General features: G+C 61.5%; 19 protein-coding genes. 11 read left to right on the top strand and 8 right to left on the bottom strand.

Annotation, left to right across the window (positions count from 1 at the left end; all coding sequences use genetic code 11):
* The first annotated feature begins 220 nt into the window (after positions 1–220).
* Positions 221–1,789, top strand: coding sequence for a SulP family inorganic anion transporter (locus D8U82_RS24815; protein WP_130888794.1), 1,569 nt, complete (start codon positions 221–223; stop codon positions 1,787–1,789).
* A 75-nt stretch (positions 1,790–1,864) separates the two neighbouring features.
* Here D8U82_RS24815 and aroE read toward each other — a convergent pair whose 3' ends face one another.
* Positions 1,865–2,686 carry a shikimate dehydrogenase gene (gene aroE / locus D8U82_RS24810; RefSeq protein WP_130888793.1) on the bottom strand — a complete coding sequence of 274 codons (822 nt, stop codon included), beginning with the start codon at positions 2,684–2,686 and terminating at the stop codon, positions 1,865–1,867.
* Between the two features lie 9 nt (positions 2,687–2,695).
* Complete coding sequence (gene hemF, locus D8U82_RS24805; protein WP_125927326.1) at positions 2,696–3,610, bottom strand: oxygen-dependent coproporphyrinogen oxidase; 915 nt, start codon at positions 3,608–3,610, stop codon at positions 2,696–2,698.
* A 150-nt stretch (positions 3,611–3,760) separates the two neighbouring features.
* Here hemF and D8U82_RS24800 point away from each other — a divergent pair, with 150 nt between their 5' ends.
* Positions 3,761–4,738, top strand: coding sequence for a quinone oxidoreductase (locus D8U82_RS24800; RefSeq protein ID WP_125927327.1), 978 nt, complete (start codon positions 3,761–3,763; stop codon positions 4,736–4,738).
* 179 nt (positions 4,739–4,917) lie between these two features.
* Here the strand turns inward: D8U82_RS24800 and D8U82_RS24795 are convergent, their stop codons facing one another.
* The 4 genes from D8U82_RS24795 to D8U82_RS24780 all read right to left on the bottom strand — a co-directional run bounded on the left by D8U82_RS24795 (position 4,918) and on the right by D8U82_RS24780 (position 8,667).
* Positions 4,918–5,586, bottom strand: a complete 669-nt coding sequence (locus tag D8U82_RS24795) for a hypothetical protein (RefSeq protein WP_125927328.1) — start codon at positions 5,584–5,586, stop codon at positions 4,918–4,920.
* A gap of 259 nt (positions 5,587–5,845) precedes the next feature.
* Complete coding sequence (locus D8U82_RS24790; RefSeq protein WP_039757175.1) at positions 5,846–6,403, bottom strand: L-threonylcarbamoyladenylate synthase; 558 nt, start codon at positions 6,401–6,403, stop codon at positions 5,846–5,848.
* 56 nt (positions 6,404–6,459) lie between these two features.
* On the bottom strand, positions 6,460–7,557 hold the full coding sequence (gene dprA / locus D8U82_RS24785) for a DNA-processing protein DprA (protein ID WP_130888792.1): 1,098 nt from the start codon (positions 7,555–7,557) through the stop codon (positions 6,460–6,462).
* An 84-nt stretch (positions 7,558–7,641) separates the two neighbouring features.
* Positions 7,642–8,667 carry a LysM domain-containing protein gene (locus D8U82_RS24780; RefSeq protein WP_130888791.1) on the bottom strand — a complete coding sequence of 342 codons (1,026 nt, stop codon included), beginning with the start codon at positions 8,665–8,667 and terminating at the stop codon, positions 7,642–7,644.
* 159 nt (positions 8,668–8,826) lie between these two features.
* On the opposite strand from D8U82_RS24780, the gene def reads away from it, so the two are divergent.
* The 5 genes from def to D8U82_RS24750 all read left to right on the top strand — a co-directional run bounded on the left by def (position 8,827) and on the right by D8U82_RS24750 (position 13,502).
* Positions 8,827–9,333, top strand: a complete 507-nt coding sequence (gene def / locus D8U82_RS24775; protein WP_016772378.1) for a peptide deformylase — start codon at positions 8,827–8,829, stop codon at positions 9,331–9,333.
* Positions 9,334–9,390: 57 nt separating this feature from the next.
* A complete protein-coding gene (gene fmt, locus D8U82_RS24770; protein WP_130903174.1) occupies positions 9,391–10,350 on the top strand; it encodes a methionyl-tRNA formyltransferase in 960 nt (319 codons plus the stop codon).
* The gene (rsmB, locus tag D8U82_RS24765; protein WP_125927331.1) at positions 10,347–11,657 is read left to right on the top strand and encodes a 16S rRNA (cytosine(967)-C(5))-methyltransferase RsmB; all 1,311 of its coding nucleotides are present in this window, start codon (positions 10,347–10,349) and stop codon (positions 11,655–11,657) included. Before fmt ends, rsmB begins: the two co-directional genes overlap by 4 nt.
* 21 nt (positions 11,658–11,678) lie before the next feature.
* The gene (trkA, locus tag D8U82_RS24760; protein WP_016772381.1) at positions 11,679–13,055 is read left to right on the top strand and encodes a Trk system potassium transporter TrkA; all 1,377 of its coding nucleotides are present in this window, start codon (positions 11,679–11,681) and stop codon (positions 13,053–13,055) included.
* 132 nt (positions 13,056–13,187) lie between these two features.
* Positions 13,188–13,502: a tetratricopeptide repeat protein gene (locus D8U82_RS24750; RefSeq protein WP_130903173.1), complete on the top strand. Its 315-nt coding sequence runs from the start codon at positions 13,188–13,190 to the stop codon at positions 13,500–13,502.
* A 57-nt stretch (positions 13,503–13,559) separates the two neighbouring features.
* On the opposite strand, the gene D8U82_RS24745 is transcribed toward D8U82_RS24750, so the two are convergent.
* Positions 13,560–14,447, bottom strand: a complete 888-nt coding sequence (locus D8U82_RS24745) for a lysophospholipid acyltransferase (RefSeq protein ID WP_016772383.1) — start codon at positions 14,445–14,447, stop codon at positions 13,560–13,562.
* Between the two features lie 41 nt (positions 14,448–14,488).
* Positions 14,489–15,046 (bottom strand): DNA-3-methyladenine glycosylase I, encoded by a 558-nt coding sequence (locus tag D8U82_RS24740; protein WP_056791133.1) that lies wholly within the window; start codon positions 15,044–15,046, stop codon positions 14,489–14,491.
* Between the two features lie 81 nt (positions 15,047–15,127).
* Here D8U82_RS24740 and glyQ point away from each other — a divergent pair, with 81 nt between their 5' ends.
* From glyQ to D8U82_RS24720, 4 genes are all read left to right on the top strand, one after another.
* Positions 15,128–16,081 carry a glycine--tRNA ligase subunit alpha gene (gene glyQ, locus D8U82_RS24735; RefSeq protein ID WP_003187265.1) on the top strand — a complete coding sequence of 318 codons (954 nt, stop codon included), beginning with the start codon at positions 15,128–15,130 and terminating at the stop codon, positions 16,079–16,081.
* Positions 16,078–18,132 carry a glycine--tRNA ligase subunit beta gene (gene glyS / locus D8U82_RS24730; RefSeq protein ID WP_024014953.1) on the top strand — a complete coding sequence of 685 codons (2,055 nt, stop codon included), beginning with the start codon at positions 16,078–16,080 and terminating at the stop codon, positions 18,130–18,132. The genes glyQ and glyS overlap by 4 nt, the downstream gene beginning before the upstream one ends.
* A 4-nt stretch (positions 18,133–18,136) precedes the next feature.
* Positions 18,137–18,676, top strand: a complete 540-nt coding sequence (gene gmhB, locus D8U82_RS24725) for a D-glycero-beta-D-manno-heptose 1,7-bisphosphate 7-phosphatase (protein ID WP_162999871.1) — start codon at positions 18,137–18,139, stop codon at positions 18,674–18,676.
* A gap of 83 nt (positions 18,677–18,759) precedes the next feature.
* Positions 18,760–19,539 carry a lysophospholipid acyltransferase family protein gene (locus D8U82_RS24720; protein WP_071173920.1) on the top strand — a complete coding sequence of 260 codons (780 nt, stop codon included), beginning with the start codon at positions 18,760–18,762 and terminating at the stop codon, positions 19,537–19,539.
* Positions 19,540–19,698 lie beyond the last annotated feature (159 nt).

The following is a 19,698-nucleotide window of genomic DNA, read 5'->3' as shown; positions in this document are numbered from 1 at the left end:
TTTTGCCCCCTCACCCCAGCCCTCTCCCCCAAGGGGGCGAGGGGGAAAGGGAGCCGATCGCTGTTGAATCAAGACTTGCGTTCAACGCCGAAATCGCAGGTCGGTGAATCTTCAACAAACAGCTCGGTCAGTCCCCTCTCCCTCAGGGAGAGGGCTAGGGTGAGGGCTTTTACACCTGACACCCTGATAACCTTGAACAAAACCCCAACCGCGAGGACCCATGGCCTTCCCCAGCCGCCATTCACTTTTTCCTTTCCTGAGCTGGTTGCCACGGCAAACCCGCGCCAGCGTCGGGCGGGACCTGATCGTCGGCCTCAGCGGTGCGATTCTCGCCTTACCCCAGTCGATTGCCTACGCGCTGATTGCCGGGCTGCCACCGGAATACGGGCTGTATGCGGCGATCATCCCGGTATTGATCGCGTGCCTGTGGGGTTCCTCATGGCATTTGATCTGCGGCCCGACGGCAGCGATTTCGATTGTGCTGTACGCCAGCGTCAGCCCGCTCGCCGTGCCTGCGTCCGAGGACTACATCACCCTGATCCTGCTGCTGACGTTCCTTGCGGGGATTTTCCAGTGGCTGCTCGGTTTGCTGCGCTTCGGCGCGCTGGTGAATTTCGTTTCGCATTCGGTAGTGCTCGGCTTCACCCTCGGTGCCGCCGTGGTGATCGCCATTGGGCAATTGCCCAATCTGCTCGGGCTGGATTTGCCGGCCAACACCACAGCGCTCGCCAGCCTGATGGATCTGCTGCGACATCTGGGGGCTGTGGATAAGCCTTCGCTGATACTCGGCGTCGCCACGGTAATCGTCGGCGTGGCCCTGAAAAAACTCCTGCCGCGCTGGCCGACGCTGTTGCTCACGCTGGTGCTGGCCAGTCTGCTGGTGTGGATCTGGCCAGGAATGTTCGGTCATGTGCATCTGGTCAGCGCTTTCGTCGGACGCCTGCCGCCGCTGAGCGCCTTGCCGCTGGATCTGGAGGTGATCCTGCGCCTGCTGCCAAGCGCCGTGGCGGTGGGCATGCTCGGGCTGGTCACCAGTCTGTCGATCGCCCGTTCGATATCGGCGCGCTCGCAACAGTTGCTCGACGCCAATCAGGAAGTCCGCGCACAGGGTCTGTCGAACATTGTCGGTGCGTTCTTTTCCGGGTCGCTGTCCGCCGGATCGTTTACCCGCTCAGGTCTGAGTTACGAGGCGGGTGCCTGCTCGCCACTGGCCGGAGTGTTTTCGGCGATATGGGTGGCGCTGTTCGCGGTGTTCGGCGCGGGGCTGATCGCGCATATTCCGATCCCCGCCATGGCCGGCAGCATCCTGTTGATTGCCTGGGGTCTGGTCGATCACCGGGGCATTCGCGCTTTGCTGCGAGTCAGCCGTGCCGAGTTCGTGGTGATGGCCCTGACCTGTCTCGCGACCTTGCTGCTGGAATTGCAGACGGCGATTTACGCCGGGGTGCTGGCGTCGTTGTTCTTTTACCTCAAGCGCACCTCGCAACCACGGGTGCAGCATTGGCGCGACGGTGACGACGATGTGCTGCGGGTGGGCGGTTCGATCTTTTTCGGCGCCAGCCATTACCTGCAGGTGCGCCTGCAACGCCTGCATGGCGCGCGGGTGGTAATCGAGGCACAGCAGATCAACTTCATCGATTATTCAGGGGTAGAGATGCTGCATCAGGAAGCGCGACGGCTGCTGGGCCAGGGTCGCAGCCTGACCTTGCGCCGGGCGCGGCCGCCAGTGGTGGAGGAACTGAGGAAGCTGGAGGGGGCGGAGAAGTGCCCGATCAGGTTTGAGGATTGAGCTGACATTGGTGGTGATGCGATTCGCGAGCAGGCTCGCTCCCACATTGATCGCATTTCAATGTGGGAGCAAAAGTTAAAGGGCCAGTTGGCGGCGCAGCTCGGCGAGTACCGGCGCGGTATCCGGGCGTACGCCGCGCCACAGCCAGAATGCCTCGGCCGCCTGTTCGGCAAGCATGCCCAGACCATCCATCGCCAGCGCCGCGCCGTGCTCAGTGGCCCAGCGACAGAACGCGGTCGGCTCCTTGCCGTACATCATGTCGTAGCACAGGGTCTGGCCCGGCTCGATCAGACTTGGCGCGATCGGCGGAACGTCGCCGGTCAGGCTCGCGGAAGTGGCGTTGATGATCACGTCCACCGGCTCGCGCAGCCAGTCGAAACCACTGGCCGACACCGGCCCCAGATCGCCGAACAATTCCGCCAGCAGCTCAGCCTTGTTCACCGTGCGATTGGCGATGATCACCGAGGCCGGTTTCTCTGCCAGCAACGGCTCCAGCGCACCGCGCACCGCGCCGCCGGCGCCGAGCAAAAGGATGCGCTTGCCGGTCAGGCTGAAGCCGGCATTGACCGTCAGATCACGGACCAGGCCGGCGCCATCGGTGTTGTCGCCGAGCAGCGAACCGTCGTCCAGTTTGCTCAAGGTGTTCACCGCACCGGCCCGCTGCGCGCGGGCGGTCAGGCTGTTGGCCAGACGGTAAGCGTCTTCCTTGAACGGCACCGTCACATTGGCGCCGCGGCCTTCGCGAAAGAACGCCGTGGCGCAGCCGGGAAAATCATCCAGCGGCGCCAGCAGCGTGCTGTAATCGAGGCGTTGGCCGGTCTGTTCGGCGAACAACTGGTGAATCATCGGCGACTTGCTGTGGCCGATCGGGTTACCAAAAACAACGTAACGATCCATCACCCGTCCTCAGGCCTCGGCCAGCCAGTCACGATCCTGCAGGAAATACTCGGTCAGACGCGCTTCTGCGCTGCCCGGCTCGGCCTTCCAGTCATAACCCCAGCGCACTTGCGGCGGCAGCGACATCAGAATCGATTCGGTACGGCCACCCGACTGCAAGCCGAACAGCGTGCCACGGTCGTAAACCAGATTGAATTCGACGTAGCGGCCACGACGGAATTCCTGGAATTCGCGCTGCTGAGCGGTGAACGCGTCATTCTTGCGCCGCTGCACGATCGGCAGGTAGGCCTCGATGTAGGCATCGCCGATGGTGCGCATGAAGGCGAAACTGGTGTCGAAATCCCACTCGTTCAGATCGTCGAAGAACAGACCGCCAATGCCACGTGGCTCATGACGATGCTTGATATGGAAATAGGTGTCGCACCAGGCTTTGTAACGCGGATAGACGTCCGCACCGAACGGCGCACAGGCTTGCTCGGCGACGCGGTGCCAATGAATGCAGTCTTCTTCAACGCCGTAGTACGGGGTCAGGTCGAAACCGCCGCCGAACCACCAGACCGGTTCTTCGCCTTCTTTTTCAGCAATGAAAAAACGCACGTTGGCGTGGGAGGTCGGCACATGCGGGTTGTGCGGGTGAATCACCAGCGACACGCCGAGCGCCTCGAAACCACGCCCGGCCAGTTCCGGCCGATGGGCACTGGCCGACGGCGGCAGACCGCTGCCGAACACGTGGGAAAAGTTGACCCCGCCCTTTTCAATCAACGTGCCGTTTTCCAGCACGCGGGTGCGCCCGCCACCGCCCGCCGGCCGGGTCCAGGCGTCTTCGACGAAGCATTTGCCGCCGTCTTCGGTTTCCAGTGCAGCGCAGATGCGGTCTTGCAGATCGAGCAGATAGGCCTTTACGGCGTCGGTGCGGGTCGTCATGGCTTCACCTTGAATCGGGCGGCGCCCCGGCAGGCGGGCGGCGCAAATGGGCGCGTAGCATACCATCGCAGACCGGCGCGCCGCAGTTGACGAAGATCAAGCAGGGGAGTTGGATAGAGGGCTTAGCAACGACCCAAGGAGAGCAGGCAGATGGCAAAGCGTATCCAGTTCCGCGCCCACGGCGGTCCCGAAGTGCTCGAATATGTTGACTACGAACCCGCTGCCCCCGGGCCGAATCAGGTGCGCGTGGCCAACCAGGCAATCGGCCTGAACTTCATCGACACCTATTACCGCAGCGGCCTCTATGCGCCGCCCGCGTTGCCGTCCGGCCTGGGATCGGAAGGCGCCGGCACGGTCGAAGCGGTGGGCAGCGACGTCACCCGGTTCAAGGTCGGCGATCGCGTGGCATACGGCAGCGGCCCGCTCGGCGCCTACAGCCAGCTGCATGTGCTGCCGCAGGACAATCTCGTTCACCTGCCCGATGAAATCAGTTTCGAAACTGCCGCCGGCGTCATGCTCAAGGGCCTGACCGTGCAATACCTGCTGCGCCAGACGTACCAAGTGCAGGGCGGCGAAACCATTCTGTTCCACGCCGCAGCTGGTGGCGTCGGCTCGCTGGCCTGCCAATGGGCCAAAGCGCTGGGCGTGAAGCTGATCGGCACCGTCAGCTCGAAGGAGAAAGCCGAGCTGGCCAAAGCCAACGGCGCCTGGGCGACCATCGACTACAGCCATGAAAACGTTGCCGAGCGCGTGCTGGCGCTGACTGACGGCAAGAAAGTCCCGGTGGTGTATGACGGCGTCGGCAAGGACACTTGGCTCACATCCCTGGACAGCGTCGCACCACGTGGCCTGGTCGTGAGTTTCGGCAATGCTTCGGGCGCAGTCGACGGCGTCAATCTGGGCATTCTTGCCGCGAAGGGCTCGTTGTACGTCACCCGGCCTACGCTGGCGACCTACGCCAACAACGCCGAGAACCTGCAGCGCATGGCCGACGAGCTGTTCGAGATGATCATCAGTGGCAAACTGAAGGTCGACATCAGCCAGCGCCATGCACTGGCGGATGCGGCGAAAGCACAAACCGAACTGTCGGCACGGCGCACGACCGGTTCCACGATTCTGCTGCCATAACGCTTCAAGTTGATACTCGGTGAACTCTTCCATGAGTTCGCCGAGTATCTTGCGGCTATATCAAGTACATCTTACGGTGAAGTTTCTTCGCCGCTGGTCTACGACCGGCGAACTTCCTGCGCAACTTCTTCGATTCATATACGAGCCATTTCTCAGCCCACTCTTCAATCACTGGCGGATCAATACTGACGGTTAAAAACATCACGATACTCCGGCTGATGCGCGTTCATGTTCACAGGCTGATCCAGGGCCATCAGGATTTGTCGCCACTCGGCAGACAACAGCCAATAATCGCCCCGGGCACGCTGCTCGATATGCATTGCCTGCGAAGCGATCGGTGTCAGGCCGAAGCGCTGATACATTTGCCGCTGTGGCGATCTGCACAAGGCCGTGACTCCCTGATATCCGCGATCAATCGCCCATTCCGCAGCGGTGGCAAGCAGACCATTGACCGACACCGGCCGGTGCTGCTGGGAATGGGTGATCAGACGGCTGAACTCGACGTGGCGCGCCAATGCCACAGTGGGAGACACATGATGCTGCGCCAGTGAAGCCCATTCGAAGGGCGCCGGAGTTGCCCGCAGCACCGCAATAAGCTGATCACGCTGATACAACAAGAAGTGCGTGCTGCGTGAGGTGATCGCCAGTCGAGTTTCCAGCGCCCGGGCTCTGGAGGTGAGCATGTAATGCTGCAATCGCAGGCGAAACTGTCGATTGATGAAGCGTTCAAATTCCCCGGCATCCGATCCTGCCTCGACAATGGCCACACGATAGTCGGCCTGTTGATTCTTGAGTGTCTCCTGAAAGCCCTGCAGATAATCCTTGAGGTGTAAATCGGTAATATCCATTACTTCTCCGCAGCCATTAATATTTCGAAGTTGCTTCAAGCACATTGAAAGAATGGATGCTTTTGGAAATCTCGCCACTGCACGCGTTCTGAGAATCACGTGGGAAAACTTACAGATATTTCAGACTCAAAGATTCGTCTGACGCATGAAAGAACAATGGCAACGGATAAGTTTTGAACGAATGCAGGAATAAAGTGCGGGCATGCGCAGAACTCCTCGTCGACGCCGAGGAGTCCGCAAAAAAATAAAAAGAATGGCGTCAGTCAGGACGAACGACGTTACCGGTGGCCAGGTCGCGGATCACGCTGGGATTCTTGCGCCCGCCAAGGCTGCCGCCCAGCACCAGATCGACCTGACCACGGAAATACTGCTCGATGCGCAAACGCGTGCGCGCCGGCGGTCGCCCCTGGGGGTTGGCCGATGTGGAAATCAATGGCCCGACCAGCGAGCACAGGTCGCGCACCTGGGGGTGATCGCTGACCCGCAGCGCCACGGTGTCATGCACGCCTGTGACCCATTCCGGCAACAGGTTCTGGTGCGGCACCAGCCAGGTGTTCGGCCCCGGCCAGGTACTGGCCATGCGGTCGATCCAGTCCTGAGGGAAGTCCTCGAAGAGGAAATCGAACTGGCGGATGTTGTCGGCGACCAGGATCAGCCCTTTGCTCACCGAGCGATTCTTGATCGCCAGCAAGCGGTCCACCGCGTCTTCATTCCACGGGTCGCAACCCAGCCCCCAGACGGCTTCGGTTGGATAGGCAATCACCGCGCCGGCGCGAACTTCACGCGCGGCTTGTTGCACACGCCAACTGTTGACCATGAAAAAACTCTCCCACAAACAGGTTTCGCGCAGTTTACCGATCTTCCTCGTAAAACCTAGCTCGACCGCGCCAGCCAGCGACCGTTTTCGCATACCGCACGGCCTTCGATTTCCAGCTCGGTCAACGTTGCCAGCACTTTCGGCAACGCCCAGCCACAACTCGCGGCCAAGGCCTCGCTGGTGTGCGGCGCCGCGTGCAGCAGCGCCAGCAACGGGTGATCGGCCTGCACCGCCGCTGTGGATAACAACGGCTGCTGCCAGCCGCGCAGGGCTTCGAGGATGTGTTCGATAGTCTCCACCAGCACCGCCCCGTCGCGAATCAATTGGTGACAACCGCGCGCGCCGGGGTGATGGATCGAGCCCGGAATGGCATAAACCTCGCGGCCCTGTTCGGCTGCCAGCCGCGCGGTGATCAACGAACCGCTGGCAACGCTGGCCTCGACCACCAGCACGCCAAGGGACAACCCGCTGATAATGCGGTTGCGCCGGGGGAAGTTGCTCGGGCTCGGCCCGGCGTCCAACGGAAACTCGGAAAGCACCGCGCTGCCCGAGCCAATCATCGCCTCGGCCAGGCGTTTATTGCGTTGTGGATAAAAATTTTCCAGGCCCGTCCCAAGCACACCCACGGTCAAGCCACCAACGTCGAGTGCTGCCTGATGGGCAGCGGCATCGATGCCCAGCGCCAGACCACTGTTGATGACAAAACCGGCCCCGGCCAGACTGCGGGAAAACGCCGCCGCTGTATCCATGCCCGGGCGCGAAGCGCGGCGGCTGCCGACCATCGCCAGTTGCGGTTTTTCCAGAATCGACGGATCGCCCGCGACGAATAACAGCGGCGGCGGATCGGCAATTTGCGCCAGCAACGCTGGGTAATCCGCTTGATCCCACATCAGCAAATGTTGATCGGGACGCTCTAGCCAGCGCATTGCGTGGCTGGCGCCGTCGCGCACCGCTGGACAACGCCGTGCTTCGGCGCAGGCCGCCGGCAACCCCAGTGAGCGCCAGGCACTGGCCGGCGCGCTGAGGGCTTTCGACGCCGAGCCGAAGGCTTCGAGCAATTTGGCAAAACGCTTGGGGCCGATATCCGGCATGCGGTGCAGGCGCAGACGCGCTTCCAGTTCCGCCGGGGAAATGGCCGTACTGACAGACAACATGAATGGATCATCCTTGATCGTTCTATGCTCCGAACCATTCGGAACAAGCTGTGGATAACTCTGTTGGTAACTTGTTAAGCACGCTTACGGATTTCGCACCTTGTCGAGCACCGCCAGCGAGCGTGAAGCATTGAGGACCAGGCCGTAACTGAGTTTGTCGTAGGTGCGGAACACCATCAGCAGGCCGGCGCGTTCATCGGGAATTTTCAGCGGCTGGCCGGTGATCCGGTCGCGCACGGTTTCGCCGGTTTTCATCACCGCCAGAACATTGCCTTCGGCCAGACCGTCACGTTTGCCTTTGTTCAGGGTAACCACGTCCATCACGCCGATCTGCGTAACGCCGCGTGGCACGTCAATGATCAGCCCGTCGATGGAACGCTTCGGCGCGCTGGGCATGAAAGTCGAATTGATCGAACGTTCTTCACCGCCGAACAAGCGGTCACCGAGGCGCACTTCCTGGGTGGTGCGTTGCAGGGCGAGGGTGGCGACGTCGCCTTCGGTGGCAACAACCTCGCCGCCGCCGATATCGTCGGCGTTGATGCCGAGGAATTCCTTGGTCTGCGGATCGGTGTAGACCTTGCCCTGGCGGAAGATGCCGTACACCGGCTGCTCCGGATCGAAATGGCCGCGCGCGAAGATGCGATCGCCTGTACCGCTGAGCACCCGTTCGGCATCGCCGGCGACGATGTACGGGGCCTTGTCGAAGTCTTCGGCCTTGTCGACGATACGGTTGCTCAGCAGAAAGCTGTTGATCGATTTCAGCGGAATGCTCGGAATCGCCTCAGCCACCGGGCTGGTGCGAATCCGTGGCGAGAGTTTGATGGTGCCGCGCGACTCGCCACGATGGACGGTCAGTTGCGGCTGGCCGTTGACGTAGCTGAGGGTCAGTGTGTCGCCGGGATAGATCAGGTTGGGGTTTTCGATCTGCGGATTGGCCCGCCACAGTTGTGGCCACTGCCAGGGCTCGCGCAGGTATTTGCCGGAAATGTCCCAGAGCGTGTCTCCGGAAACCACCGTGTATTGCTGTGGAAAACCATCCCTGAGTTGCACTTGCCCTTGCGACGCGCCAGCCGAAGCCAGAAGCAGCAGGGCGAGTAGTGTTTTCCTCATGCAGTGAATCCCTTTATCATGTGCATTCGCGTGAATCGTCAGAGCCCCCGTGGCTCGCTTCTGTTTTTCAGAAGCTACGCTTCACAACGGTAGCCTGCATCTTCGGACCCGCCAGGCCATCGACCCGACTTTACTCAACGTGTGCAGCAAGCGAAGCCTATGGCCATTTTAAACATCCTCGAATTTCCGGACCCGCGTCTGCGCACTATCGCCAAACCAGTGGCTGTAGTGGACGACGAAGTGCGTCAGTTGGTCGACGACATGTTTGAAACAATGTATGAAGCGCCGGGCATCGGCCTCGCCGCGACCCAGGTCAACGTGCACAAACGTATCGTCGTGATGGACCTGTCCGAAGACCGCACCGAGCCACGGGTGTTCATCAACCCCGAGTTCGAACCGCTGACCGACGAGATGGACCAGTATCAGGAAGGCTGCCTCTCGGTACCGGGCTTCTACGAAAACGTCGACCGCCCGCAAAAGGTCAAAATCAAGGCGCTGGACCGCGACGGCAAGCCCTATGAGCTGATCGCCGAAGGCCTGCTCGCGGTGTGCATCCAGCACGAATGCGACCACCTCAACGGCAAATTGTTCGTCGATTACCTGTCCACGCTCAAACGCGACCGGATCAAGAAGAAGCTGGAAAAGCTGCACCGCCAGAACGCTTGATGCCCCTCTTCAAAGGCTTGCTGCGGCAAGCCTTTTTCTTTTTATGAGACGCCTTTCATGACTGAGCCACTGCGCATTGTTTTTGCCGGTACCCCGGAATTCGCCGCCGAACACCTCAAGGCCCTGCTGAGCAGCCCGTACGAGATCGTCGCGGTCTACACCCAGCCGGATCGCCCGGCCGGCCGTGGGCAAAAACTGATGCCGAGCCCGGTCAAACAACTGGCCCTGGAAAATAATATCCAGGTATTGCAGCCGCCGACCTTGCGCAATGCCGACGCCCAGGCGGAGCTGGCCGCGCTGAAGCCGGATCTGATGGTGGTGGTCGCTTACGGTTTGATCCTGCCGCAAGCGGTGCTGGATATTCCGCGTCTGGGTTGCATCAACAGCCATGCATCATTGCTCCCGCGCTGGCGCGGTGCGGCGCCGATTCAGCGCGCGGTCGAACACGGCGACGCCGAAAGCGGTGTAACAGTGATGCGCATGGAAGCCGGTCTCGACACCGGGCCGATGCTGCTCAAGGTCGTCACCCCGATCAGCGCCGATGACACTGGCGGCACCCTGCATGATCGCCTCGCCGAGATGGGGCCGCCAGCTGTGGTGCAGGCGATTGCCGGTCTGGCTGCCGGCACCCTGCAAGGTGAGGTGCAGAACGACGAGCTCGCAACCTACGCGCACAAACTCAACAAAGACGAAGCACGCATCGACTGGAACCGTCCGGCGGTGGAGCTGGAACGTCTGGTCCGCGCCTTCAACCCGTGGCCGATCACCCACAGCACGCTCAATGGCGAAGCGTTGAAAGTGCTGGCCGCCACCGTGGCCGACGGCACTGGCGCTCCGGGTGAAATCCTCAGCGCCAGCAAGGACGGCCTTATTGTCGCCTGCGGTGCACAAGCGCTCTGTCTGACCCGCCTGCAATTGCCCGGCGGCAAGGCGCTGAACTTCAGCGACCTGTTCAACAGCCGCCGCGAGAAATTCGCCGTCGGCAGCGTCCTCGGCGCAGCGGTGGACTCGCAATGAATCCGCGTCTGGCCGCCGCCAAGGCACTCGCTGCCGTACTCAGCGGCAAAGCCTCGCTGAACAGCTCCCTGCCGACGCAACTGGACAAGGTCGAGGATCGCGATCGCGGTTTCACTCAGGACCTGGCCTTCGGCACCGCGCGCTGGCAGCCACGCCTGTCGGCACTGGCGGAAAAACTCCTGCAGAAACCGTTCAAGGCCGCCGACGCTGATGTCGAGGCGTTGCTGCTGGTTGGTCTGTACCAATTGCTCTACACCCGCGTGCCGGCCCACGCCGCCATCGGCGAAACCGTCGGTTGTGCCGACAAGCTGAAAAAGCCTTGGGCCAAAGGTCTGCTCAACGCGGTGCTGCGCACTGCCCAGCGCGAAAGCGAGACGATCTTCGCTGAGCTGGAACGCGATCCGGTGGTGCGCACGGCCCACCCGCGCTGGCTGCAAAAATCCCTGAAGGCATTTTGGCCCGAGCAGTGGGAAGCGATCTGCGCAGCAAACAACGCGCATCCGCCGATGATCCTGCGGGTCAACCGTCGCCATCACAGCCGCGACGCTTATCTCCCACTGCTGGGCGCTGCCGGGATTGCCGCGACGCCGTGCGTTTACAGCCGCGACGGCATCGTCCTCGAAGCCGCTGCCGACGTGCGCAGCCTGCCGGGTTTCGCCGAAGGCTGGATCAGCGTGCAGGACGAAGCCGCGCAACTGGCTGCCGACCTGCTTGATCTGGCGCCGGGGCAGCGGGTGCTCGACGCCTGCTGCGCCCCTGGCGGCAAGACCTGCCACATCCTCGAAGCCGAACCGGCGCTCGCTGGCGTGGTAGCGGTGGATCTGGAAGCCAAGCGTCTGGTGCGGGTGAAGGAAAACCTCGAGCGCCTCGGCCTCGACGCTGAACTGATCGCCGCCGACGGTCGCGATATCGACAAATGGTGGGACGGCAAACCGTTCCAGCGCATCCTCCTCGATGCGCCATGCTCGGCCACCGGGGTGATCCGCCGCCATCCGGACATCAAGCTGACCCGCCAGCCCGACGACATCGTCGCGCTCGCACAACTGCAAGGCGAACTGCTCGACGCCATGTGGAAAACCCTCGAAGTCGGCGGCATCCTGCTCTACGCCACGTGCTCGACGCTGCCGACCGAGAACACCGAAGTCATCGCCGCGTTCCTCGAGCGCACCCCCGGCGCGCGGGAACTGGATCTGGCCACCGCGGCCGGCATCAAGCAGCCCCATGGTCGCCAGTTGCTGGCCCAGCAGGGCGGGCATGACGGCTTCTACTACGCCAAGCTGATCAAGATCGCCGCCGCGCGCGGCTAAACGGATTCATGGAGTGACTGGATGAAAATCATCATCCTCGGTGCGGGACAGGTCGGCGGTTCGCTGGCCGAACATCTGGCCAGCGAGGCCAACGACATCACTGTGGTCGATACCGATGGCGAGCGCCTGCGCGACCTCGGCGACCGCCTCGACATCCGCACCGTGCAGGGCCGGGGCTCACTGCCGTCGGTGCTGCGCCAGGCCGGTGCCGACGACGCCGACATGCTGGTCGCGGTGACCAACAGCGACGAGACCAACATGGTCGCCTGCCAAGTCGCGCACACGCTGTTCCACACGCCGACCAAAATCGCCCGGGTGCGCGAAGCGTCGTATCTCAATCGCGAGGAACAGCTGTTCCAGAACGAAGCGATTCCGGTCGACGTGCTGATCAGTCCCGAGCAGGTCGTGACCAATTACATCAAACGCCTGATCCAGCATCCCGGCGCATTGCAGGTGATCGACTTCGCCGAAGGCGCGGCGCAACTGGTGGCGGTGCGCGCTTATTACGGCGGGCCGCTGGTCGGTCAGCAACTGCGCCAGTTGCGCGAGCACATGCCGAACGTCGAAACCCGCGTGGCGGCGATCTTCCGCCGTGACCGGCCGATCCTGCCTCAGGGCGACACGGTGATCGAAGCCGATGACGAAGTGTTCTTCATCGCCGCCCGCGAAGACATTCGCGCGGTGATGAGCGAAATGCGCCGCCTCGACGAAACCTACAAACGCATCGTCATCGCCGGTGGCGGACAGATCGGCGAGCGCCTGGCCGAGGCCATCGAAAGCCGTTATCAGGTGAAGATCATCGAGATGAGCCCGGCGCGCTGCCGCTACCTCTCCGACACCCTCGACAGCACCGTGGTCTTGCAAGGCAGTGCCTCGGACCGCGATCTGCTGCTGGAAGAGAACATCGCCGACGCCGATATCTTCCTCGCTCTGACCAACGATGACGAAGCCAACATCATGTCGTCGCTGCTGGCCAAACGGCTGGGGGCGAAGAAGGTCATGACGATCATCAACAACCCGGCCTACGTCGACCTGATCCAGGGCGGCGACATCGACATCGCCATCAGCCCGCAACTGGCGACCATCGGCACTTTGCTCGCCCATGTGCGTCGAGGCGATATCGTCAGCGTGCACTCACTGCGCCGCGGCGCGGCGGAAGCGATCGAGGCGATTGCCCACGGTGATGCCAAATCGAGCAAGGTCATCGGCAAGCCGATCGAGAAGATCGGCCTGCCGCCCGGCACCACCATCGGCGCGGTGATCCGCAACGAGAAAGTGATCATCGCCCACGACGACACGGTGATCGAAGCGGGCGACCACGTGATTTTGTTCCTTGTGGATAAAAAGCATATTCGCGATGTGGAGAAGCTGTTTCATGTGGGGTTGAGCTTTTTCTGAGGTTGATCGTTCCCACGCTCCGCGTGGGAATGCAGCCCGGGACGCTCTGCGCCCCATAAGCGGACGCAGAGCGTCCATTGAGGCATTCCCACGCGGAGCGTGGGAACGATCACTCAAACGAGGTTGCAAAAAATGCTCGAATCCCTGGAAAAAATGCTCGCCAAGGGTGTGGATAACGCCCTGCTGCGCTTCGGTCTGGGCAAGGGTTATCTGGACTTGGGCGAAAACGCCAAGGCTGCCGAGCATTTTCAGCGTTGTGTCGCGTTCGATCCGAAATACTCGGCGGCGTGGAAGCTGCTGGGCAAGGCGCAGCTGGCGCTAGACGATCACGCCGCTGCGCGCCAGGCCTGGGAACAGGGCCTGGAAGCGGCCCGCGCCCACGGTGACAAACAGGCCGAGAAGGAGATGACGGTATTCCTGAAAAAGCTCGAGCGGCAGGCGCCTTGAGCTACCGATTGAGCAAGGCGAGCCCGTCTGCATCAACCGTCACCCCATCGAAGTTGCTCAGTACCAGCGCGCCTCGCCCGGCGGACGCTTCTTGAAGCGTTTCATGCTCCACATGTACTGGCTCGGATACGCCGCGACGTAACGCTCGACCACTTTGCTCATGGCTGCGCAGGACTCTGCGGTATCGGTGCTGTACATGGCTTCTGGCGCGGCTTCGAGAATGACTTTGTAGCCCGAGCCGTCAGGCAGGCGCAGCGCATGCAGGAACACACCGACCGCTTTGCCGCCGGCCAACATGTTCGGCACAAATTTGCTGGTCAGCGCCTGTGTGGCGAAGAACGGCACGAAAATCCCGGCGGATTCGGCCGGTTCCGGGTCGGCGGGAATGCCCACGGCACCGCCCTTGCGCACTTCCTTGATGACGCTGAGAATGCCTTCCTTGGTCGACGCTGCGACCTTGTTGCCCAGTTGCACGCGCTGTTTGCGCAGCAATTCATCCACTGCCTTGAGCTTCGGCGGACGGTAGAAAATGATCGGTTTGCACTGGCTGCAATAGAAGTGGTTGAGCACTTCCCAGTTGCCGAGGTGGCTGGTGATGCCGACCACGCCTTTGCCCGAGGCCAGCGCCTCCTTGAGCACATCGAGGCCTTCAACTTCGCGAACCAGATCGATCGAGCGCTGCGCCGGCCAGATCCACGCGCAGGCGCTTTCGGTCAGCGACTTGCCGATGTCTTTCAGACTTTGCCCGACCAGACGCTCACGTTCGGCCGCATCCATCTGGGGAAAACACTTGGCGAGGTTGATCCGCACCACGTCGCGGGAACGGTTGGGGGTTTTCCACATGATCCAGCCGATCGCCGAACCCACGGCCTGCACGGCTCGCCATGGCAGCAGGGCAAACAGCCGCAGAGCGCCTACCAGCAAGGCGCCTTTAAACTTTTCCACAGGTCACTCCTGATCTTTGTGCTGTGCGCGAGGCGGGCATTCTAACCGGCGTTGGCGAGCTGCGCGTAGCGGTCGCAATCCTGGGTGTGGTCCATGACCATGCCCGAGGCCTGCATCAGCGCGTAGCAAATGGTCGGGCCGACGAAAGTGAAGCCGGCTTTTTTCAGCGCTTTGCTCATTGCCAGCGCTTCGGGGGTGATCGCCGGGACTTCGCTGCGATCCTTGAAATGATTGATGATCGGTTGGTCGCCCACGAACGACCAGAGCAATGCCACCGGATCCTCCAGCGCCAGCCACGCCTGGGCATTGCGCCGCGCGGCGTTGAGTTTCAGGCGATTGCGGATGATGCCCGGGTCGAGCATCAGCTCGTCGATTTCGGCGTCACTCATCTGCGCCACGCGCTGCACATCGAAGCCGAACAGCACCTGACGGTAACGCTCGCGTTTGCGCAGCACAGTGATCCACGACAACCCGGCCTGGAACCCTTCGAGCAAAAGCAACTCGAACAAACCCTGCGCATCGCGCAGCGGCGTGCCCCACTCCTGATCGTGATAAGCCATGTACAGCGGATCTTCGGTACACCAAAAGCAGCGTGGCATAAGGCTCCAGGGGGCGTGCGCAGCAACGAATCGGGTATACTCCCGCTCTTTAAATCGCAGCCCAAGAAACAGGTGAATTTCGTGAGCCAGCCTACGCCAGCCGTGCGTACCTTCCAAGACTTGATCCTCGCGCTCCAGCAATACTGGGCCGAGCAAGGTTGTGTGGTACTTCAGCCCTACGATATGGAAGTAGGCGCCGGCACTTTCCACACCGCGACCTTCCTGCGCGCCATCGGCCCGGAAACCTGGAACGCCGCGTACGTGCAGCCAAGCCGCCGTCCGACTGACGGCCGTTACGGCGAAAACCCGAACCGTCTGCAGCACTACTACCAGTTCCAGGTAGTCCTGAAGCCGAACCCGGACAACTTCCAGGAACTGTACCTGGGCTCGCTCAAGCATGTCGGCCTCGACCCGCTGGTGCACGACATCCGCTTCGTCGAAGACAACTGGGAATCGCCGACCCTCGGCGCCTGGGGTCTGGGCTGGGAAGTCTGGCTCAATGGCATGGAAGTCACCCAGTTCACCTACTTCCAGCAAGCGGGCGGCATCGAGTGCTACCCGGTGACCGGCGAGATCACCTACGGTCTCGAGCGTCTGGCGATGTACCTGCAAGGCGTCGATTCGGTCTACGACCTCGTCTGGGCTGACGGCCCGTTCGGCAAAGTCACCTATGGCGATGTGTTCCACCAGAACGAAGTGGAGCAGTCCACCTACAACTTCGAACACGCCAACGTCGACAAACTGTTCGAGTTGTTCGACTTCTATGAAAGCGAAGCCAAGCGCCTGATCGAACTCGACCAGCCGCTGCCGTTGCCGAGCTACGAAATGGTGCTGAAGGCGTCGCACACCTTCAACCTGCTGGATGCGCGCCGGGCGATCTCGGTGACCGCGCGTCAGCAATACATTCTGCGCGTACGCACCCTGGCGCGTTCCGTTGCGCAAGCCTACCTGCTGGCCCGCGCCAAGCTGGGCTTCCCGATGGCGACCCCGGACCTGCGTGACGAAGTACTGGCCAAGCTGGAGGCTGCACAATGAGTGCGCAAGATTTTCTGGTTGAACTGGGCACCGAAGAACTGCCACCCAAAGCCCTGAACACTTTGGCTGATGCGTTCCTCGCCGGTATCGACAAGGGCCTGCAAGCCGCCGGCCTGAGCTACGAAAGCAAAACCGTGTATGCCGCGCCACGTCGTCTGGCCGTGCTGATCACTGCGCTGGCCACTCAGCAGCCGGATCGCAGCATCAACCTCGATGGCCCGCCACGTCAGGCCGCGTTCGACGCTGATGGCAATCCGACTCAAGCCGCCCTGGGCTTCGCCAAGAAGTGCGGCGTCGAGCTGAGCGAAATCGACCAGAGTGGTCCGAAACTGCGCTACAGCCAGAACATCGCCGGCAAGCCGACTGCAAGCCTGCTGCCGACCATCGTCGAAGATTCGCTGAACGACCTGCCGATCCCGAAACGCATGCGTTGGGGTGCGCGCAAGGAAGAATTCGTGCGTCCGACCCAATGGCTGGTGATGCTGCTCGGTGACCAGGTCATCGATTGCACGATCCTCGCGCAGAAGGCTGGCCGTGAATCCCGTGGTCACCGCTTCCACCATCCGCAAGCCGTACGCATCGGTTCGCCGTCGAGCTACCTCGCCGACCTGCGTGCCGCTTACGTATTGGCCGATGCCAACGAGCGTCGCGAGATCATCAGCAAGCGCACCGAAGAGTTGGCCACCCGTCAGGAAGGCACGGCGATCGTACCGCCGGCGCTGCTCGACGAAGTGACCGCGCTGGTCGAATGGCCGGTGCCGCTGGTGTGCTCGTTCGAGGAACGCTTCCTCGACGTGCCGCAGGAAGCGCTGATCACCACCATGCAGGACAACCAGAAGTACTTCTGCCTGCTGGATGCCGACGGCAAGTTGCTGCCACGTTTCATTACCGTGGCCAACATCGAAAGCAAAGACCCGCAGCAGATCATCGCCGGTAACGAGAAAGTGGTGCGCCCACGCCTGACCGACGCCGAGTTCTTCTTCAAGCAGGACAAGAAGCAGAAACTCGAAGACTTCAACCTGCGCCTGCAGAACGTGGTGTTCCAGGAAAAACTTGGCAGCGTCTACGACAAGGCCGAGCGCGTATCGAAACTGGCCGCGTACATCGCCGCGCGCATCGGCGGCAACGCCTCGTGGGCTGCCCGTGCGGGCCTGCTGTCGAAGTGTGACCTGGCCACCGAAATGGTCGGCGAGTTCCCGGAGATGCAAGGTGTCGCCGGTTACTACTACGCCCTCAATGACGGCGAGCCACAGGATGTCGCGCTGGCACTGAACGAGCAGTACATGCCACGCGGTGCCGGGGCTGAATTGCCGGCGACCCTGACCGGTGCAGCTGTCGCCATCGCCGACAAGCTCGACACTCTGGTCGGCATCTTCGGTATCGGCATGCTGCCAACCGGCAGTAAAGACCCGTATGCCCTGCGCCGTGCGGCACTGGGCGTGCTGCGGATCCTGATCGAGAAACAACTGGATCTGGACCTGAACGACGCCGTGGCCTTCGCGGTGAATGCGTTCGGCGGCAAGGTCAAGGCTGCCGGCCTCAACGAAGCCGTGCTGGAATTCATCTTCGACCGCCTGCGTGCGCGTTATGAAGACGAAGGCGTCGACGTCGCCACCTACCTGTCGGTACGTGCACTGAAGCCGGGTTCGGCGCTGGACTTCGACCAGCGTGTGCAGGCGGTGCAGGCCTTCCGCAAACTGCCGGAAGCGGCAGCGCTGGCGGCGGTGAACAAGCGTGTGTCGAACCTGTTGAGCAAAGTCGAAGGCTCGGTACCGACCGTGGTCGAAGCCAAGTATTTCGACAACGCCAACGAGTTCTCGCTGTATTCGGCAATCCAGCAAGCGGATCAAGCGGTGCAGCCAATGGCCGCGGCGCGTCAGTACAACGAATCGCTGGCACGCCTGGCGGCACTGCGCGAGCCGGTCGACGCGTTCTTCGACGCGGTGATGGTCAATGCCGACGATGCCAATGTGCGGGCCAACCGTTACGCGCTGCTGGCGCGCCTGCGTGGCCTGTTCCTCGGTGTTGCCGACATTTCGCTGCTGGGTTGAGGGATTGCTGTTGAAACTGCTGATTCTCGATCGTGACGGCGTGATCAATTACGACTCCGATGCCTACATCAAGTCGGTGGAGGAGTGGATTCCGCTGCCCGGCTCGATCGAAGCGATCGCGCAGTTGAGCAAGGCCGGCTGGACGGTGGCGGTGGCCACCAACCAGTCGGGCATTGCTCGCGGCTATTACGACCTCGCCACCCTCGAGGCCATGCACGCGCGCCTGCGCGAGCTGGTCGCGGAGCAGGGCGGTGAAGTCGGTTTGATCGTGTATTGCCCGCATGGCCCGGACGAAGGTTGCGATTGCCGCAAACCGAAACCGGGAATGCTGAAAGCCATTGCCGAGCATTACACGGTGCCGTTGACCAACGTCTGGTTCGTCGGCGACAGCCTTGGTGACCTGGAGGCCGCCAAAGCCGTCGATTCACAGCCAGTTTTGGTGAAGACCGGGAAAGGCGAAAAGACTCAGGGCAAAACCTTGCCGGTTGGCACCCTGATTTTTGACGATCTGGCGGCGATTGCCGCAGAACTTATCCACAACTAGAGTACTTCTGAATTTCCTGGCCAGGGATTGCTCGGGAGTGCGCTTGAACAGTCGGGCATTGCCCCGTAACGGTAACCGTCGCCATGTCGATACTGCGGGCCTTCAGAATCTTTCTTTTCTACCTGCTGCTGGGCACAACAGCGTTGCTGTGGTGCAGCCTGAGCTTTTTTATCGCGCCGTTTCTGTCCTTCAAGGCGCGCTATCGTTTCATCAACGTGTACTGGTGCCGTTGCGCCCTGTGGCTGACCAAGGTGTTCCTTGGCATCCGCTACGAAATCAAAGGCGCGGAGAACGTGCCGGACCGGCCCTGCGTGATTCAATCGAACCACCAGAGCACATGGGAGACGTTCTTTCTCTCCGCTTATTTCTCGCCATTGAGCCAAGTACTCAAGCGCGAATTGCTTTACGTGCCGTTCTTCGGCTGGGCCATGGCCATGCTGCGCCCGATCGCCATCGACCGCGACAACCCGAAGGCAGCGCTCAAACAAGTTGCGGCCAAAGGCGACGAGCTGCTCAAGGACAACGTCTGGGTGCTGATCTTTCCCGAAGGCACACGAGTCCCCTACGGCACCGTTGGGAAGTTCTCCCGCAGTGGCAGCGCGTTGGCGGTGAATGCGGCGCTTCCGGTGCTGCCGATTGCACACAATGCCGGCAAATTCTGGCCAAAAATCGGCTGGGGCAAACAGGCCGGAGTGATCACCGTGGTCATTGGCGAACCGATGTATGCCGAAGGCAGCGGGCCGCGCGCCATCGCTGATCTCAATGACCGTGTGCAGGCGTGGAACGAGAAGACCCAGCGCGATATGGGCTCGCTGCCACCGGCGCCACAGGCACCGGCCGCGAGTGATCAACTGGCTGTCTGAATTTTGTGGATAACCTGTGTACGCTTTTGCTTCAAAAGTCCGTGATCGTTTTGTAACTTATTGATTTTCATCGATATTTTTAAATCGATAAGTTGAACGAAATCCGTGCATAAGTTTTATTCGGATGTAAAAAAACCGGTCGTTATAGCCGGTTTTTTT

Source organism: Pseudomonas sp. Sample_23 (assembly GCF_004307595.1).
Taxonomy (GTDB): Bacteria; Pseudomonadota; Gammaproteobacteria; order Pseudomonadales; family Pseudomonadaceae; genus Aquipseudomonas; species Aquipseudomonas atacamensis.
Note: the sequence above shows the minus strand (reverse complement) of the source record. Positions and strands in the feature narration are given on the sequence as shown.

Coding starts and splice junctions, on each gene's coding strand:
- D8U82_RS24815 (WP_130888794.1), top strand. CDS start 221: ATGGCCTTCCCCAGCCGCCATTCACTTTTTCCTTTCCTGAGCTGGTTG.
- aroE (WP_130888793.1), bottom strand. CDS start 2,686: ATGGATCGTTACGTTGTTTTTGGTAACCCGATCGGCCACAGCAAGTCG.
- hemF (WP_125927326.1), bottom strand. CDS start 3,610: ATGACGACCCGCACCGACGCCGTAAAGGCCTATCTGCTCGATCTGCAA.
- D8U82_RS24800 (WP_125927327.1), top strand. CDS start 3,761: ATGGCAAAGCGTATCCAGTTCCGCGCCCACGGCGGTCCCGAAGTGCTC.
- D8U82_RS24795 (WP_125927328.1), bottom strand. CDS start 5,586: ATGGATATTACCGATTTACACCTCAAGGATTATCTGCAGGGCTTTCAG.
- D8U82_RS24790 (WP_039757175.1), bottom strand. CDS start 6,403: ATGGTCAACAGTTGGCGTGTGCAACAAGCCGCGCGTGAAGTTCGCGCC.
- dprA (WP_130888792.1), bottom strand. CDS start 7,557: ATGTTGTCTGTCAGTACGGCCATTTCCCCGGCGGAACTGGAAGCGCGT.
- D8U82_RS24780 (WP_130888791.1), bottom strand. CDS start 8,667: ATGAGGAAAACACTACTCGCCCTGCTGCTTCTGGCTTCGGCTGGCGCG.
- def (WP_016772378.1), top strand. CDS start 8,827: ATGGCCATTTTAAACATCCTCGAATTTCCGGACCCGCGTCTGCGCACT.
- fmt (WP_130903174.1), top strand. CDS start 9,391: ATGACTGAGCCACTGCGCATTGTTTTTGCCGGTACCCCGGAATTCGCC.
- rsmB (WP_125927331.1), top strand. CDS start 10,347: ATGAATCCGCGTCTGGCCGCCGCCAAGGCACTCGCTGCCGTACTCAGC.
- trkA (WP_016772381.1), top strand. CDS start 11,679: ATGAAAATCATCATCCTCGGTGCGGGACAGGTCGGCGGTTCGCTGGCC.
- D8U82_RS24750 (WP_130903173.1), top strand. CDS start 13,188: ATGCTCGAATCCCTGGAAAAAATGCTCGCCAAGGGTGTGGATAACGCC.
- D8U82_RS24740 (WP_056791133.1), bottom strand. CDS start 15,046: ATGCCACGCTGCTTTTGGTGTACCGAAGATCCGCTGTACATGGCTTAT.
- glyS (WP_024014953.1), top strand. CDS start 16,078: ATGAGTGCGCAAGATTTTCTGGTTGAACTGGGCACCGAAGAACTGCCA.
- D8U82_RS24720 (WP_071173920.1), top strand. CDS start 18,760: ATGTCGATACTGCGGGCCTTCAGAATCTTTCTTTTCTACCTGCTGCTG.